General features: G+C 54.7%; 12 protein-coding genes and 1 other annotated feature. Of the genes, 7 read left to right on the forward strand and 5 right to left on the reverse strand.

Annotated elements, in window-relative coordinates; all coding sequences use genetic code 11:
- Nucleotides 1-78: 78 nt before the first annotated feature.
- A complete protein-coding gene (gene ezrA, locus VU18_RS12210) occupies nt 79-1,782 on the reverse strand; it encodes a septation ring formation regulator EzrA (protein ID WP_011232272.1) in 1,704 nt (567 codons plus the stop codon).
- Nucleotides 1,783-1,977: 195 nt separating this feature from the next.
- Here ezrA and hisJ point away from each other — a divergent pair, with 195 nt between their 5' ends.
- Both hisJ and VU18_RS12220 read left to right on the forward strand, forming a co-directional pair.
- Nucleotides 1,978-2,802, forward strand: coding sequence for a histidinol-phosphatase HisJ (gene hisJ / locus VU18_RS12215; RefSeq protein WP_011232273.1), 825 nt, complete (start codon nt 1,978-1,980; stop codon nt 2,800-2,802).
- 92 nt (nt 2,803-2,894) lie between these two features.
- Nucleotides 2,895-3,371, forward strand: coding sequence for a GAF domain-containing protein (locus tag VU18_RS12220; protein ID WP_011232274.1), 477 nt, complete (start codon nt 2,895-2,897; stop codon nt 3,369-3,371).
- A gap of 55 nt (nt 3,372-3,426) precedes the next feature.
- On the opposite strand, the gene VU18_RS12225 is transcribed toward VU18_RS12220, so the two are convergent.
- A complete protein-coding gene (locus tag VU18_RS12225) occupies nt 3,427-5,286 on the reverse strand; it encodes a sensor domain-containing diguanylate cyclase (protein WP_021322106.1) in 1,860 nt (619 codons plus the stop codon).
- A gap of 310 nt (nt 5,287-5,596) precedes the next feature.
- Between VU18_RS12225 and rpsD the strand changes: the two genes are divergently transcribed.
- Nucleotides 5,597-6,199 (forward strand): 30S ribosomal protein S4, encoded by a 603-nt coding sequence (rpsD, locus tag VU18_RS12230; RefSeq protein WP_011232276.1) that lies wholly within the window; start codon nt 5,597-5,599, stop codon nt 6,197-6,199.
- Between the two features lie 46 nt (nt 6,200-6,245).
- On the opposite strand, the gene tyrS is transcribed toward rpsD, so the two are convergent.
- Nucleotides 6,246-7,505, reverse strand: a complete 1,260-nt coding sequence (gene tyrS, locus VU18_RS12235; protein WP_011232277.1) for a tyrosine--tRNA ligase — start codon at nt 7,503-7,505, stop codon at nt 6,246-6,248.
- Nucleotides 7,506-7,555: 50 nt separating this feature from the next.
- Nucleotides 7,556-7,780, reverse strand: a binding site (T-box leader).
- 156 nt (nt 7,781-7,936) lie between these two features.
- On the opposite strand from tyrS, the gene VU18_RS12240 reads away from it, so the two are divergent.
- Nucleotides 7,937-10,687, forward strand: a complete 2,751-nt coding sequence (locus VU18_RS12240) for a transglycosylase domain-containing protein (RefSeq protein ID WP_011232279.1) — start codon at nt 7,937-7,939, stop codon at nt 10,685-10,687.
- Between the two features lie 344 nt (nt 10,688-11,031).
- Here VU18_RS12240 and acsA read toward each other — a convergent pair whose 3' ends face one another.
- A complete protein-coding gene (acsA, locus tag VU18_RS12245) occupies nt 11,032-12,747 on the reverse strand; it encodes an acetate--CoA ligase (protein WP_011232280.1) in 1,716 nt (571 codons plus the stop codon).
- A 174-nt stretch (nt 12,748-12,921) separates the two neighbouring features.
- On the opposite strand from acsA, the gene VU18_RS12250 reads away from it, so the two are divergent.
- The 3 genes from VU18_RS12250 (at nt 12,922) to VU18_RS12260 (ending at nt 15,457) form a co-directional block, all read left to right on the forward strand.
- Nucleotides 12,922-13,554, forward strand: a complete 633-nt coding sequence (locus VU18_RS12250) for a GNAT family N-acetyltransferase (RefSeq protein WP_011232281.1) — start codon at nt 12,922-12,924, stop codon at nt 13,552-13,554.
- A gap of 92 nt (nt 13,555-13,646) precedes the next feature.
- Nucleotides 13,647-14,291 (forward strand): acetoin utilization AcuB family protein, encoded by a 645-nt coding sequence (locus VU18_RS12255; RefSeq protein WP_021322104.1) that lies wholly within the window; start codon nt 13,647-13,649, stop codon nt 14,289-14,291.
- Nucleotides 14,288-15,457, forward strand: a complete 1,170-nt coding sequence (locus VU18_RS12260; protein ID WP_011232283.1) for an acetoin utilization protein AcuC — start codon at nt 14,288-14,290, stop codon at nt 15,455-15,457. Before VU18_RS12255 ends, VU18_RS12260 begins: the two co-directional genes overlap by 4 nt.
- 163 nt (nt 15,458-15,620) lie before the next feature.
- Here the strand turns inward: VU18_RS12260 and ccpA are convergent, their stop codons facing one another.
- A complete protein-coding gene (ccpA, locus tag VU18_RS12265) occupies nt 15,621-16,613 on the reverse strand; it encodes a catabolite control protein A (RefSeq protein ID WP_023633315.1) in 993 nt (330 codons plus the stop codon).
- Between the last annotated feature and the right edge of the window lie 189 nt (nt 16,614-16,802).

The following is a 16,802-nucleotide window of genomic DNA, read 5'->3' on the forward strand; positions in this document are numbered from 1 at the left end:
AAGCTTGTGTTCAGCCATATGATTCTGTGTTTTTTAGGTAAAATAATGGATAATCAATACTCGTGATCGGGTGGTTTATCACTGTTCGCGGCTGTTATCCTCCTGCCATAATTTCTGCACACGGTCAAACGCGCCCGGCTCGACTTCTTCAACGGCCGCCACCGCCTGCCGGAGCGCCTCCTCATAATCATAATGGCGAAATAAAAATTCGGCTTCTTCCAGCCCTTTGCGGACCGCTGGATAGCGGCGGCGGTAGCGGTTGCCGTATTGAATCGTCCGCTCCGCCAGCGTCGCCTGTTCGATCATTTCCACCGTCCGCTCATACAACCGTTCCACAGCCGCTTTCGCCTCCTCCAACGCTTGGTCGACCGCCGGCATGTCAAGCGGCTTTTCTTCAAGACGCGCGGCAACGGCTTGCAAGCTGCGTCTCGCTTCCGCCAATTCAAGCGCATACGGTTCAGGCAGCCCCGGCAGCCGGCTTTTTTGCACAAGGCGGAGCGCCTCGGCCAATGTTTTTCTCATGCCGTCAAGCTTTTCGCGGGCGATCAATTCGTCTTTGCGCAGCGTCTGCAGCATCGTTCGAAACTGTTCATGCTCTTCCTTCATGAGGTCGATCTGAGACACAAGCTGCTCAAGCTCCTCTTTCAGGAGCGAATACGCTGTTTTCGCCTCGGCAACGCGGTCTTGAATGAGAAAAAACCGCTTTTGCAACTGGTGCAGCTGCTTTTCGATGCTCCGGTACTTTTCGAGGTCGCTTGGCGCCAAATGGTAGCTTTGCTGGACGAACAGCGCCTCGGCCTCGGTTTCCTTCGCCTCGGCGGCGAGCTCCTGAAGCATGCCGCTGAGGCGCGGCATTTCCGTTTGCACATATTGATGCGCGAGCACTTCGTTTTCGAGCAAATCGTAGAGCGCGTCGATCTCTTCTTTCAGCTCAGCGACAATCTGCTTCGCTTCTTCGATGCGCAGCTCATGGATCATGGCCAGACATTGCTCGATTTTTTCCCGTTTTTCCTGAAGCGTGCGCTCCATGTGCAAATGGTCAAGGATGTATCCGCGCTCTTCCATCTCTCGATAGCCATCAGCCAACTCAGCGAGCTGAGCTGGCAACGACGTTTGGCATTCGCCAAGAAGTTTGGGAATTTCTTCCATCATGGCTGTGAGCCGGCCGAGCTCTTCCTTCAGTGTCAGAACCACATCGCGCGCCGCCAAATAGTTGCCGGCTTCCGTCAATTCGGCAAACCGCTGAAACTGCTTTTCCGCTTCCGTTAAACGGACGTCAAGCAAGTCGGCAGCCGAACCGAACGTATAACGGTAAGCAAGCAGCGCCTTTTTCGCTTCCCGGTGAGCCGCACGCAGCTCCTCGATCTCCGCCCGGCTTTGTTCCTCGCTGCCGATCAACTCATTCACTTCATGAATGATTTCATGCACTTCTTCCTCAAGACGACGCAATCCGTCGGCGATCTGCCCAAGCAGCCGGCGCGCCTGCCGGTAGCGGTATTTGTCGAGCAGCCGCTCCGCGTCAAACAGCTGTTCTTCCACATTCGGCAGCTTCACTGCCACAATGTCGTCCCATTGCTGGCGCCATCGTTCAAACAGCTGCTCCGTCTCCCCTGTCATATTCAGCTGTTTCACTTTCGCCAGCTCATCCGGCACCGGCCGGTTCATCAAGTTGATTTTCCATTCCTCGAGCCGATCGATTTCCCGGTACATCCGCTTCCGGTACACATGATTATATATGATTGCCCCCGCTCCGAGGAGCAGAACGATCCATGCCATTCCCATCCGCTGATGCCCTCCTTGCATTCAAGCTACTTCTATCGAACAAACGAAAATAGCGGAGAAGGCAAAAATATATGTTTTTCAATGTTTTTATGATACCATGTTAACGACATTTTTTGACCAAAATTTTTATTTTTTTTACAAGAATCTTCTCTATTTTTGCTATGATACATAAGGAAGAAAGGAGGAAAATCGATCATGCGCGACGGGCATATTCATACGCCGTTTTGTCCGCACGGAAGCCAAGATCCGCTTGAGGCCTATGTAGAGCGCGCGATCGAACTGGGCTATACCGACATTTCCTTTACGGAGCATGCCCCGCTTCCTGAGCGGTTTATCGATCCAACGCCCAACCAGGACTGTTCGATGAAGCTTAGCCAGCTTGAGCGCTATTTGCACGCCGTCGCTGAGGTGAAAGCCCGCTACCGAAACGACATTGCCATCCGTGTCGGGCTCGAAGTCGATTTTATTCCTGGCTTTGAGGAAGAAACAACCCGCCTGCTCGACGAGGTCGGCCCGCTGCTTGACGACAGCATTTTATCGGTTCACTTTTTGGCCCACGAAGGGCAATATGTATGCCTTGATTACAGCGAAGATATGTTCGCCGACATCGTCCGCTTGTTCGGATCGGTCGAACGCGTCCACCGCGCCTACTACGAAACGGTGCTGCAATCGATCCGCACGGAGCTTGGCCGCTACAAACCGAGACGCATCGGCCATATGACGCTTGTGCGCAAGTTCCAACGCCGTTTCCCATGCTTGGAACCAATGGATGAGTGGATTGTTGCCATTCTCGATGACATCAAGCAGTTCGGCTATGAATTGGACTACAACGGCGCCGGCGCCGCCAAACCGCTCTGCCTTGAGCCGTATCCGCCGGGCGGCGTGATCGCCGAGGCGCGGCGGCGGGGCATCCCAATCGTCTACGGATCCGACGCCCATCGCGCCGCCGACTTGCACCAAGGACGGGAGAGGATGGACCGCGAGGCGCTTTCGGTTGACAACCGCCCGCAGCCGTCATAAAATAGGCGAATCAGCCATTTCCCTGCTTGCATCCTGCTGGATGTTGAGGCCAGAGTCCTGCTCCAACCATGATGAAAAAGGAGGCTAGTTCTATGTTTCGTCCCATGGCTTACAACGGAACACGCGAAGAAAATTACGCGCTCGTCATCGAACAGCTGAAATCGCTCATTTCCGGGGAACCCAACTTCATCGCCAACTTGGCGAACGCAGCCGCCTTGCTCAACCAGTTTTTCACCGACATCAATTGGGTCGGTTTTTATCTCGCAGACGGCGAGGAGCTTGTGCTTGGCCCGTTCCAAGGCTTGCCGGCATGCGTGCGCATTCCGTTCGGCAAAGGGGTGTGCGGCACGGCGGCCGCCAAACGGCGGACGGTGGTCGTTCCAGACGTTCACCAATTCCCGGGCCATATCGCCTGCGATGCGGCGTCTCAATCGGAAATCGTCGTGCCGCTCATCAAAGACGACCGCGTCATCGGCGTTCTTGACATCGACAGCCCGGTGAAAAACCGCTTCGATGACATCGACCGCCGCTACTTGGAGCAGTTTGCCAGCGTGCTCATTTCCGCCTGACGAAAAAAGCGCACCAAGCGCGAAGAAGGAATCCGCTTGCTCGGATTCCTTTTTTTTACACCTTATACAAATGACAGTCATCGTGCACAAAAATGCAGTTTTTTCCCGTCTCTTTTGCCATATAAAGCGCGGCGTCGGCTCGTTTGAACAGCTGTTTTGCATCCTCGCAGCCTTGGCGCTCCCACCATGACACGCCGCACGAAACGGTCACCGTCGGAATCGTTTGTTCTCTGACTTTTTCTGTGATGCGGCGGGCAATCGAAATGGCGTCAGACAGCGGCACTTTCGGCAAATACACCGCCAGCTCTTCCCCGCCCCAACGCGCCGCCACATCGCCATCGCGAATGTTGGCGCGCACCGTCTCAGCCACTTGGACGAGCACCCCATCGCCCGTTTGATGGCCGTACACATCGTTGATTTGCTTAAAGTTGTCAATGTCAAACAAAATGAGCGCCCCGGATGCATCGGATCCCATGGATGTTTGGATCACCTCGTCCAAGTAGCGGCGCGTATGCAGCTTTGTCAAATAATCGGTGACTACCATCTTCTCGAGCTCTTCGCGCAGCATCGCGTTCATAAACGCCAGCGTTGAATGTTGAACGAGGGATTCCAAGAGCTTAAACATCTCAAACGTAAATCGGTATGGCTCGCTGGCGAGCGCAATGCACAGTCCCTTCGTTTCCTTGTTTTGCTGCATCGGCGCCGCCATGATGGAACGAAACGAACCGAAAGCGGACACGCATACATCACCGGCAAATAAAATGTCATTTCCGCTTTGGCGCCGCTTTTCCACCCATTCGATATAGGGCTCGGACCGATGGTCGAAAAAAAACGGCGTGCTGCCTGGCAAAAGCTCCCGCTTGCCGTCGGCAAACAAGAAAAAACCGACTTCATCCGCGCCGAACGATTGTTGGATTTGCGATACCATGTACTCAATGGCTTCATGAAGCCGCGGCCGGGCGTTCAATTGGCGCATTGTGTCGTTGATCAGCTGCAAATCGGCGACAAGCCGGCGCGACTGTTCATACAACTTGGCGTTCTCAAGCGCGCTTCCAGCCGTGCTCGCCAGCAGCGAAATAAAATGAATCTCTCGTTTTGGAAATGGCGCAGCGTATGGGGCGATAATTTCAATCACCCCATACACCGCCTGCACCCCTTTAATCGGGGCGTACAGCACCGAGCGCGGCGGCGCCTCCATCTCCTCGCATTGCACTTGTCCAGTCAAAAACGCCCGCAACGCCGCCGTCTGTTTTTCCCTTTCATCCAATACAAGCGTTTTAATCGGCAAATTTCCGCGCAGATGGTTGTCATGCGACAACAGAAGGTGGTAGGTGAATGATGGATAGACGTTTTGCAGCGTGCGGATAATTTCTTCAAGCACAACATCGATATGCATCGAGGAATGAATTTTTGCGGCAAAGTGATGCAGCTGTCCATACCGTTTCTCTTCGCCCTCTCCTTGCAGCACCGCGCTAAGTTTCCGAAACAATCGCGCCAAATCCGTCCGGATCTCCCACAACAACCGCTCGTCAAAACCGCCATCTTTTCGATACATCAGCTCGACCATCGCCGGCGTCTCATCGGAAAGCATGAAAAAGAGCCGGGCCGCCATATGCGGCCCACCGGCATCGACAACAGCGACTTTCCGCTCTCCATCAGCCGCGATCGGCCCAGCGTCCGGCGTCCCAACCGCGGCCGCTTCCGGATAAAAGGCAGCCCGCACCGGGTCGTACAAATAAAAAACGGCTTGCTCGAGCGCCAGCTCTTCTTTTAGCAGCGCGAGCAACTCGCCCGCCGCCGCCGAAAACGGCCCATCGTCCTGAAACGCTAAAAACCAGTGGAAAAATTTTTGTTTAAATGATTCATACCGCTTCATTTCTTCCTTGTTCATCGCCTTTTCCACCCAAACCGGCATCATCATTCCAAATGAGAGAATGGGATGACAAATTTTTTCTAAAAATTGCATCTTTTATTATATCATACAAATAGAGAAGAAGGGAAACAAAATGTTGACTTTATCCTCTAAAAATCATATAATAGCCTTTGTGTAAAATATAGCAGCCTTTGTGCCCACCTTTATGGTTCATTTTGTTCCTCGACCCGCCGAGGTGCATCGTGTAACTCTTAGCTGCGAGAGCGAGGATGCATGAAAACAAAATGGCCATAATTGTTGGCGCACATCTGCTTTTATTTTACGGGAATAAAAGCGTAAGGAGGAGCAACGAATGGCTCGTTATACTGGCCCAATGTGGAAAATTTCCCGCCGCCTTGGCATCTCGTTGAGCGGCACGGGGAAAGAATTGCAAAAACGTCCGTATCCGCCTGGCCAACATGGTCCGGGGCAACGGCGGAAATTGTCGGAATATGGCTTGCAGCTGCAAGAAAAACAAAAGCTGCGCCATATGTACGGCGTGAACGAACGCCAATTCCGCAAAACGTTTGAAGAAGCAGGCAAAATGCCGGGCAAACACGGCGAAAACTTCATGATTTTGTTAGAATCGCGCCTAGACAACCTCGTCTATCGCTTAGGGTTGGCCCGCACGCGCCGTCAAGCCCGCCAGCTCGTGACGCACGGCCACATTTTGGTCGACGGCAGCCGTGTCAACATCCCGTCGTACCGAGTCAAACCGGGACAAACGATCGCCGTTCGCGAAAAATCGCGCAACTTGCAAGTGATTAAAGAAGCGCTCGAAGCGAACAACTACATTCCGGATTACTTGACGTTCAATCCGGAAAAAATGGAAGGGACGTACACCCGCTTGCCGGAGCGTTCCGAACTGCCGGCGGAAATCAACGAAGCGCTCATCGTCGAGTTCTACTCGCGTTAAGGCGCAAAAAAGATCCGAAATGCCGATGCATTTCGGATCTTTTTTCTTAGGCGTAGCGAATCAAATAATACTTTTTCTTCCCGCGGCGGATGACCGTAAACCGCCCCTCAAGGCGGTGTTCAGCCGTTAATATGGCTCCGACGTCTTGAAGGCGCTCGCCGTTGACGTAAATGGCGCCGCTTTGGATGTCTTCGCGCGCTTGCCGCTTCGATGGCGAAATGCCGGCAGAAACGAGCAGCTCGACAAGCGGAACGTCGCCTCCTTCATGAACGAATGACGGCACATCTTTGAACCCTTGCTCAATTTCCGCCGCTGTCAAATTGGCAATGTCGCCGCTAAAGAGCGCTTCAGAAATGCGAATCGCTTGCCTGAGCGCCTCTTCGCCGTGCACGAGCTTTGTCACTTCCTCAGCAAGCGCCTTTTGGGCCGCCCGCTTCTCTGGGGCTTCACGAAGCTCTTGTTCAAGCGCTTCGATTTCCTCTTTTGACAGGAACGTAAAGTACTTCAAGTAGCGGATCACATCGCGGTCGTCGGTGTTGATCCAAAACTGGTAAAACTCGTACGGCGATGTTTTCTCTTTATCGAGCCAAATCGTGCCGCTTTCCGTTTTCCCGAATTTCGTGCCGTCCGCTTTCGTCACAAGCGGGATCGTCAAGCCAAACGCCCGCGCCTCGCCTTTCGTTTTGCGAATAAGCTCAAGCCCTGCCGTGATGTTGCCCCATTGGTCGCTCCCGCCGATTTGCAGGCGGCAGCCTTCCGTCTCGTACAGGCGGAGAAAATCGTATGCCTGCAGCATCATATAGCTGAACTCGGTAAATGAAATGCCCGTCTCGATGCGCGATTGCACCGACTCTTTCGCCATCATGTAGTTGACGCTGAAATGCTTGCCCACATCGCGCAAAAACGTAATGACATCCAGCGGCCCGATCCAGTCGTAGTTGTTTTTGATTTTCGCCGGATTGCCGTCCGCTTCAAAATCTAAAAAACGGCCGAGCTGTTCTTTAATACGCGCGCTCCATGCCTCGACGGTTTCTTTCGCATTGAGCGTGCGCTCGCTTTTTTTCCCGCTCGGGTCACCGATCAACCCCGTCGCTCCGCCGACTAGGGCGATCGGCCGGTGCCCCGCCTGCTGGAAGCGGCGCAGCGTCAAAATGGCGGCCAAGTTGCCGATATGCAAACTGTCCGCCGTCGGGTCAAACCCGCAGTAGAGCGTCACCCGCTCCTCATTCAACAGCTTGCGCAACCCGTCTTCATCCGTCGTTTGGTTGACGAGCCCGCGCCATTGCAATTCCGCAAGCAAATCCATGTCCTTCACCTCTCTATAAATGTCATGCAAAAGAAAACACCCGCCCGTGATGAAGGGGCGAGTGTTCGTCGCGGTACCACCCTACTTAGAAAGCATGGTGCTTTCTCACTCATTTGGATAACGGCGCCGGCCGGCGGATGGCTACTAGGTGCCAAAAACGTTCGCCATCGCTGCTCAGGGAGGTAATTCACGCCTGCCTGTGGACTGGCTCGCACCGTCCGCCAGCTCTCTGCACCAGGGAGACAGCCGCTACTTGTTCCCATCATCGCTTTCTCATATGAAATATATACATTCTTATTACCATAGCGATGCGCTCGCTGTCAACTCTAACGCTTTTCGCACAAACGGCGAAAAATCGGCAAAATTCCACAATGCCTCCCCTTCCTATGGTATACTGATATATAATGACTTGCCGCATAGGGGGGGCTGGCATGAAGCGAAACCAACTTTCCATTTCTCTTGAAAAAGCGTGGCATTATTTTTCCCTTACATACGATGTGGTTTGGAACGTCATCTTAATTTTGCTCATCGTCGCACTCTGCCTTGTCTGCTTTGCCATCGGCGCCGGCGCCGGCTATTTTGCCTTTTTGGTCAAAGATATGCCCGTTCCCTCGCCCGACGAGATGAAAAAGGAGATTTACCATTACGGCGAAACGAGCCACATGTACTTTGACGGCGGCGTATATTTAGGGCGGTTCCGGTCCGACCTTGACCGCGAGGCGGTGCCTCTTTCCGAGGTGTCGCCATACGTCGTGCAGGCGATCATCGCGACCGAAGACGAACATTTTTATGAACACGACGGCGTCGTTCCGAAGGCCGTCATCCGCGCCGTGTTTCAAGAGCTGACCAACTCGCCGGTCAAAAGCGGCGGGAGCACGCTTACGCAGCAGCTCGTCAAAAACCAGATGTTGACGAACGAGGTGTCGTTTGAGCGGAAGGCGAAAGAAATGCTGCTTTCACTTCGTCTGGAGAAATTTTTTTCCAAAGAAGACATTTTAGAGGCGTATTTAAACGTCGTTCCGTTCGGCCGCAATTCTTCAGGGCGCAACATCGCCGGCATCCAAGCCGCGGCCCAAGGCGTCTTTGGCGTCAACGCCAAAGAGTTGAATCTCGCTCAAGCGGCGTTTTTGGCCGGACTGCCGCAAAACCCGTTCGTCTACACCCCGTTTGCCGCTGACGGCAGCGTCAAATCGGATCTCTCGGCGGGATTGAAACGGATGAAAACGGTGCTGTACCGGATGAAACGGGCCGGCTACATCTCGGAAAAACAGTATAAGGAAGCGCTTTCCTATGATGTGGCGAAGCATTTCGCCGCCCCGAAGCCGTCGCCGTTTGAACAATATCCGTTTTTGACGATGGAGATTGAGCGGCGGGCGAAAGAGGTGCTCGCCGAGACGTTCGCCAAGCGCGACGGCTATAAGCCGGAAGAGGTGAAGCGCGACCCCGCTCGTTTCCGCCGCTACCTCGGCGAGGCGGAAAAAGCGTTGCGCCAAGGCGGATATCGGATTTATACGACGATCGACAAAAAGATTTATGAACAAATGCAGCGCATCGCCGCCCGCTACCCGTATTACGGAAGCGACAATGTGTATTACACCAAAGACAAGAAAACAGGAAAAATGATCCCCCATCGCCAACCGGTCGAAGTCGGGGCGATGCTCATCGAAAACAAAACGGGAAAAATCATCAGCTTCGTCGGCGGCCGCGATTATGGGCGCGAGCAGTTGAACCACGCCACCCAGGCGCACCGGTCCAACGGGTCAACGATGAAACCGCTCTTAGTATACGCGCCGGCGATGGAGATGGGCGTCATCCAGCCGGCGACGATCATTCCCGACTTGCCGCTTTCGATCGGTTCGTATACACCGAAAAACGCGGACGGAAAAACGCACGGGCTCGTCACGGCGCGCTATGCCTTGCAGCAATCGTTCAACATTCCGGCTGTTCGGACGTATATGAGAATTCGATCCCGCCATCCGATCGACTATTTGCATAAAATGGGGGTCACGAGCGTCGCCAAACAAGAAGAGGCCAATCCAGCTTTGGCGATCGGCGGGACGCACATTGGCGTCACGGTCGAGGAAAACGTCAACGCCTATGCGACGTTCGCCAATTACGGATCGTTCGTGGACGCTTACATGATTGAGAAGATTGTGGACAAAAACGGAAAGATCGTTTACAAACATCAAAGCAAACCCGTCCCGGTGTTTTCGCCGCAAACGTCGTACTTGATGATCGATATGATGCGCGATGTGCTTCACGGCGGAACGGCCTCGTCGGTGCCGCGCTACTTGACCTTTTCCGCCGATTGGGCGGGAAAAACCGGCACATCGCAAGACAAGCGCGATTCGTGGTTTATCGCCGTCAATCCGAACGTCACGTTCGGCGTTTGGATCGGCTATGACCGGCCGGCGCCGCTTGAGTCCCGCTACAAAGGGCTTTCCTACAGCCAGCGCACCCAGCTGTTATGGGCGCGGTTGATCAATGCTGCCTATCAAGAAAACCCGAAGCTCATCGCTCCGCCGAAGCGGTTTCTCATGCCAGGCGGCATCGTCCGCCGCGCTTACTGCGCCGCGAGCGGCTTCAGCCCGTCGGCCGCGTGCGAAAAAGCCGGGCTCGTCCGTTACGATCTGTACAATACGAAGTTTGCACCGCGGGAAGGAAGCGGCGAGGAAGTGATGGAAAGCCGGGTCGTCGTCATCGGCGGACGCCGCTATGTGGCGCTTGAGACGACGCCGGAAGAGTTTGTCACTCGCGAAGTGATCGTGAATCCGAAGCTTCTCGCCGATTGGGGGATCAACGGCGAAGGGCAGGCAGGCGATGCATCGCTCGTCTCCACATTAAAGGAAAACGGCCGTCCACCGGCTCCACCCGCCGCTCGGCTTGCAGGGGGCAAGCTCGTCTGGAATCGCCATAACGAGCCGGATGTCATCGGCTACCGCGTCTATCTAGTGAACGAAACGGGGGAACGACGCCTCGCCGCCGCTGTTAAAGCGGACGAGGCAGCCTCGTTTTCGCCGCTGCAGCCGGGCGCCGCGTACTGCGTCACTGCTGTGGACATCGCCGGACAGGAATCGGCGCCGTCGAACCTCGTTTCGCTGCCGTCCGCCTCGCCGCCCAATTCCGGTCATCAAAAGAGCGGCGAGCCGTCTTCTCCCCCGCCGTCGGGTGACGTGGAGTGACAAGGAGCTGACCCAAAAGATTGTCTTTCTTTGATTGGCTTTCTTTAGAAGATGCCATTCGTTTTGAATAAAGAGTTGGCGCGTATATATGGTGATCGAAAAGAGGGTGTCCCGATCCTTGTTGGGACACCCTTTCTTGTTTTGTGAAGATGGGGATTTTCGCCAAATGGATGGTTCTTAAGCGAAGAGGAAACGGGCATGTATCAAGTTTTTCAAATGGAGAAATCACGCTGTTGGCCGCGTTTTCCGTTCCATCACCGTCTTTGCAGCCGCCCCGCTTCGGCCCCAGTCTGAAAAGAACAACAGCGCCTGGAACAGCGGATGTTCCAGACGCTTTTCGCTCATCAGTCTTCCATCGTCGACAAATCGCCGGTCGGCAAGTTGAGCTCCCACGCCTTTAGGACGCGGCGCATGATTTTCCCGCTCCGCGTTTTCGGCAGTTTGTCGCGGAACTCGATCTCACGCGGCGCGGCATGAGCGGCAAGCCCTTTTTTCACAAATTGGCGGATGTCTTCTTTCAGCTCCTCGGACGGCTCGTACCCTTCGCGAAGCGCGATGAACGCTTTGATGATTTCCCCGCGCACCGGATCCGGCTTTCCGATGACGCCGGCTTCGGCAACGGCCGGATGCTCGACGAGCTTGCTTTCGACTTCAAACGGTCCAACGCGTTCGCCGGATGTGTTGATGACATCGTCAACACGGCCTTGGAACCAGAAGTAGCCGTCTTCATCCATGTAGGCCGAATCGCCGGATACGTACCAGTCGCCGATAAAGTATGATTCATATTTTTGCGGGTTGTTCCAAATCGTTTTCATCATCGACGGCCAGCCTTTTTTGATGGCCAAGTTGCCCATCCGGTACGGCGGCAAGACGTTTCCTTGGTCATCAATGATCGCCGCCTCAACGCCCGGAATCGGTTTCCCCATCGATCCCGGCTTGATTTCCATGCACGGGTAGTTGCAAATGAGATGCCCGCCTGTTTCCGTCATCCACCACGTATCATGGATGCGGCGGCCGAACACTTTCATCCCCCAGCGGATGACTTCCGGGTTGAGCGGCTCGCCGACGCTCAAAATGTGGCGGAGCGAGCTTAAATCATATTTTTTCACGACTTCATCGCCGGCGCCCATCAGCATGCGGAACGCCGTCGGCGCGCTGTACCAGACGGTGACGCCGAAATCTTGGATCGTTTGATACCAAGCATCCGGGCTGAAGCGGCCGCCGACGATGACGCTTGACGCTCCGCACAGCCACGGGCCGAAGATGCCGTACGACGTCCCGGTCACCCACCCCGGGTCAGCCGTGCACCAGTAAATGTCGTCTTCTTTTAAGTCGAGCACCCATTTCGCCGTTTGATAGTGCTGAATCATCGCGTTATGGACGTGCAAAACGCCTTTCGGCTTGCCGGTCGAACCGGATGTGTAATGCAAAATCAAGCCGTCTTGGCGGTCGACCCATTCGATGTCGAAATGCTTGCTTGCCTCATTCATCCGCTTTTTCAAATCGATGTACGGCCCTTCCTCGACAATGCCGTCGCCGACCAAAAAGACGTACTTCAACTCCGGCAAATCGCCGACCGGCACGCGCGGCAGAAGCTCCGGCGTCGTAATGATCGCCTTCGCCCCGCTGTCTTCAAGACGGTCGCGCACCGCTCCTTCCATGAACGCCTCAAACAGCGGCCCGACGATGGCGCCGGTTTTAATGATCCCAAGCACCGCAAAGTACAGTTCCGGAGAACGCGGCATGAACACGAACACACGGTCGCCCTTCTGAATGTCCGCCGCCTGTTTTAAGACGTTCGCCACCTTATTGGACATCTCTTTCATTTCTTTGAACGTATATTTCTCGTTCCGCACCGCGTCGCGGTAATAGAGCGCCACTTTATTTTTACGGAACGACTCAGCATGGCGGTCGATCGCCTCATACGCCATGTTGACTCGGCCCGTTTCATGCCAAGAAAACTCTTTCTCCACTTCCGACCATTGAAACTGTTTATATGTTTCTTCGTAGTTTTTCAAATTGTAGTCCCCTTGTATGACAGGAAGCCGTTCTGTGTTCATTCTCCGATCCCCCTTATGTAAGTGATTACATTTCTATTATAGTCGATTGAAAACCATTTCTCAATTTTTAAAATATTCCTCGTCCCCACTTTTTTGAAATTTTTTTGAACCGCGCCAGCCGGCGCCGTTTTTATGTATAATGGAAGCAGAACGACCAATTCAGGTGGTGGACGAATGGAACATAAAAAAACGTATAACGCCAAAGAGCTGAAAACCCCGAAAGGAACGCTCCTCATCGAAGGGCCGGTGACGCCGGAAGCGTTGGCCAGCTACGAATTCCACCATGACCTCACTTCCTTCCGCCCGCCTGCCAAACAGCACAAAGCGTTGATCGAAATCGCCAAGCTGCCGGAAGGGCGGATCATCATCGCCCGCCGCGGCGAGGTGATTGTCGGATATGTGACGTTTTTGTATCCCGATCCGCTTGAGCGTTGGTCGGAAGGGAACATGGAAAATTTGCTCGAGCTTGGCGCCATTGAAGTCATTCCGGAGTTCCGCGGGTTTGGCGTCGGAAAAAATTTATTGATCGTCTCGATGATGGACGACGCCATGGAAGACTACATCATCATTACAACTGAATATTACTGGCATTGGGATTTAAAAGGCACGGGGCTGAACGTATGGGAGTACCGAAAAGTGATGGAGAAAATGATGAACGCCGGCGGGCTCGTCTGGTATGCGACCGACGACCCGGAAATTTGCTCCCATCCGGCGAACTGCCTCATGGTCCGCATTGGCAAACGGGTCGACGCCGAATCGATTCAACGGTTCGACCGGCTTCGGTTTATGAACCGCTATATGTACTAGCTGAAATTCTCAGCTGTCCGGACGTTTGCGCCCGCCTTGCCGGTTGCGGGCGGCGCGCATAAAATGCCACGCACAAAGGGGAGAGGAGAACGATGCTTGTCGAACAAGTGATGAAAGCACCGGTTATCACGCTTCGCGCCACCAATACAATCGCCGAAGCGCTGCAGCTGCTAAGACATCACCGCATCCGCCATCTGCCGGTCGTCGACGAGGAAGGACGTCTTCTGGGGCTTGTGACGAGCCAAGATTTGCGCGACGCGAGCCCGTCCATTTTCCATCTTCATGAACATCTTGAAGACTTGCAAAAACCGGTCAGCACGATTATGAAAACCGACCTCATCGTCGGCCATCCGCTCGATTTCGTCGAGGAGGTGGCGGCGCTCTTTTACGAACACCGAATCGGCTGTCTGCCGATCGTCAATCACAGGAAACTCGTCGGCATCATCACGCAAACGGATTTGCTCCGCACGTTCATTGAATTGACCGGCGTTCACCAGCCGGGGTCGCAAATCGAGATCAAAGTGCCGAACGAAACCGGCATGTTAAGCAAAGCGGCGGCCATCATCAGCGAGCGCCATGTGAACATCGCCAGCGTCTTGGTGTATCCAGCTCCGGATCCGAATGAGAAAATTTTAGTTTTCCGCGTGCAGACGATGAATCCGCTTCCATTGATCCGCGATTTGCAAAACGCCGGCTATCACGTGCTATGGCCGAACTTGCCGGGGGTTACGTCATGAGCCGAAACTGCGCATTCGTCTATAGCGAGCAATTTCTTCAGTACAAATTTCATGACGACCATCCGTTCAACCAGCTGCGGGTCAAAATGACATACGACTTGCTTTGCACGCTCGGCGCGCTCGAAGACCGCCAGATCGTCGCCCCGCGCATGGCGACCGATGACGAGCTGGCGCTCATTCACGACCGCTCCTACATCGAGGCGGTGAAAGCGGCCGGGCGCGGCGAGCTGTCGGAAGCGGCGGCGCAAAACTACGGCCTTGGCACCGAGGATACGCCGATTTTCCCAAACATGCACGAAGCGAGCGCTCTTTTGGTCGGCAGCACCCTCACCGCCGTCGACGCGGTTCTTTCCGGAGCGGCCGAGCATGCGCTCAACCTTGGCGGCGGTCTGCACCACGGCTTCCGCGGCAAAGCATCCGGCTTTTGCGTCTACAACGACAGCGCGGTCGCCATTCAATACATCAGGGAGAAATACGGACTGCGCGTGTTGTACGTCGACACGGACGCCCACCACGGCGACGGGGTGCAATGGGCGTTTTACGACGATCCGAACGTTTGCACGTTTTCCATTCATGAAACGGGGCGCTATTTGTTCCCAGGGACCGGAAATGTCAACGAGCGCGGCTTAGGCGCGGGCTACGGCTATTCGTTCAACATTCCCGTTGATGCGTTCACGGAAGACGAATCATGGATCGCCGCCTATACGACCGCGCTTCGGGAAATCGCCGACTTTTTCCGCCCGGACGTCATCGTGACGCAAAACGGCGTCGACGCCCACTATTACGATCCGCTCACCCATTTGTCGGTGACGATGAAAACCTACCGCGCCATTCCGAAACTCGCGCACGAAATCGCGCATGAATATTGCGGCGGACGCTGGATCGCCGTCGGCGGCGGCGGCTATGACATCTGGCGCGTCGTGCCGCGGGCATGGGCGCTCCTTTGGCTCGAGATGACGGGACAAGCCGATGTGTCCGGCCCGCTGCCGGATGAGTGGCGCGAACGTTGGCAACCGCTTTCACCCGTCGCGCTTCCGCTTGAGTGGGACGACCCGGATGACTTGTATCCCCCGATCCCGCGCAAGGCGGAGATCAGCGAAAAAAATGCGCAAACGGTGGAAAAGGCGTTGTATTTCATTCGCAGTCAACGCCGGGCGGGGACTTGATTTTTTTTCATTTAAAGAAAACAATGGATTTCTACGTCCTGTTTTCCTAGTCAACTTCCGTTTTCACCGAAAAACGGGCCGACTGCAAGGCGATTGCAGCTGTCAAAAAAGAAATGGAGCAAAGCAAGCAAGAAGCTGGCCCCCGTGTTGAGGCCAGCTTTTTTCATTTCGTCGACTCCCGCACTTCAAGCCGGTGCGGCAAGACAACGATATGGTGGTCCACTGGCTCTTTGTTCATATACTTCGTCAAGAGCCGCATCGCCACCGCCCCGATGTCGTACATCGGCTGCACGACGGTCGTCAGCCGCGGCCGCACCATCGTCGCCAATCGCGTGTTGTCAAAACCGACGACTTCCAGTTCATCCGGCACGCGCACCCCGTGGTCTTGGGCGCTGTGGATGATGCCGAGCGCCATTTCGTCCGTGCCAGCAAACACCGCCGTCGGCCGTTCGGCAAGCTCTGTGATTTTCTCATACGCCTCCAAGCCGGAGTCGTACGAGTTGTCGCCCTCAATGACGAGCTCTTCCTCATACGGCGCGCCGTGTTCTTCAAGCGCGCGTCGGTACCCCGCCAACTTCCGCTGGTTGATCGGGTCATCGGTCGGACCGGTCACATAGACAATGCGGCGGTTTCCTTTTTCCAGCAAATACGTCACGGCTTCAAACGCCGCCTGCTCATAGTCGATGTTGACCGAGGGAATCTCGTTCGGTCCCATCGTCGCCGCAAGCACGATCGGCACCGACGACTTTTGAAATTCGGCGACGTGCTCATCGGTGATCGTCCCGCCCATAAACAACAGGCCGTCCACTTGCTTGGCGAGCATCGTGTTGAGCAAATGCAGCTCTTTTTCTTTGTTTTGGTCGGAGTTGCTCAAAATGATGTTGTACTTGTACATCGTGGCGATGTCCTCAATGCCGCGCGCCAGTTCGGCGAAGAAAATGCTCGAAATATCCGGGATGATCACTCCGACCGTCGTCGTTTTTTTGCTGGCGAGCCCCCGCGCCACGGCGTTCGGGCGGTAGCCGAGCCGTTCGATGGCCTCAAGCACTTTTTTTCTCGTCGACGGTTTGACGTTCGGGTTGCCATTGACGACGCGCGAGACGGTCGCCATCGAGACGTTCGCCTCCCGCGCCACATCATAAATCGTTACCGTCATGTTGTTTCACTCCTTTTCGCTCGATCCGATAACCGGTCAAATTCCGAATGTATGTACAACTATCATACGATACATTATCGCCAACTCGCAACGAAATCGCAACCATTTTGCCGGTTTGTTCACAAACCGTTCACGGGTAGTTTGCCCCAACACTCGCCATCTCATCAAAAAATCCCCTCGGGCAACAAC

This window comes from Geobacillus sp. ZGt-1, assembly GCF_001026865.1.
Classification (GTDB): Bacteria; Bacillota; Bacilli; order Bacillales; family Anoxybacillaceae; genus Geobacillus; species Geobacillus thermoleovorans.

Excerpts from the sequence above, each read along its gene's own strand:
- VU18_RS12260 (WP_011232283.1), top strand. The coding sequence starts at position 14,288 with ATGAGCCGAAACTGCGCATTCGTCTATAGCGAGCAATTTCTTCAGTAC.
- ezrA (WP_011232272.1), bottom strand. The coding sequence starts at position 1,782 with ATGGGAATGGCATGGATCGTTCTGCTCCTCGGAGCGGGGGCAATCATA.
- VU18_RS12255 (WP_021322104.1), top strand. The coding sequence starts at position 13,647 with ATGCTTGTCGAACAAGTGATGAAAGCACCGGTTATCACGCTTCGCGCC.
- VU18_RS12240 (WP_011232279.1), top strand. The coding sequence starts at position 7,937 with ATGAAGCGAAACCAACTTTCCATTTCTCTTGAAAAAGCGTGGCATTAT.
- acsA (WP_011232280.1), bottom strand. The coding sequence starts at position 12,747 with ATGAACACAGAACGGCTTCCTGTCATACAAGGGGACTACAATTTGAAA.
- VU18_RS12220 (WP_011232274.1), top strand. The coding sequence starts at position 2,895 with ATGTTTCGTCCCATGGCTTACAACGGAACACGCGAAGAAAATTACGCG.
- VU18_RS12225 (WP_021322106.1), bottom strand. The coding sequence starts at position 5,286 with ATGCCGGTTTGGGTGGAAAAGGCGATGAACAAGGAAGAAATGAAGCGG.
- hisJ (WP_011232273.1), top strand. The coding sequence starts at position 1,978 with ATGCGCGACGGGCATATTCATACGCCGTTTTGTCCGCACGGAAGCCAA.
- VU18_RS12250 (WP_011232281.1), top strand. The coding sequence starts at position 12,922 with ATGGAACATAAAAAAACGTATAACGCCAAAGAGCTGAAAACCCCGAAA.
- rpsD (WP_011232276.1), top strand. The coding sequence starts at position 5,597 with ATGGCTCGTTATACTGGCCCAATGTGGAAAATTTCCCGCCGCCTTGGC.
- ccpA (WP_023633315.1), bottom strand. The coding sequence starts at position 16,613 with ATGACGGTAACGATTTATGATGTGGCGCGGGAGGCGAACGTCTCGATG.
- tyrS (WP_011232277.1), bottom strand. The coding sequence starts at position 7,505 with ATGGATTTGCTTGCGGAATTGCAATGGCGCGGGCTCGTCAACCAAACG.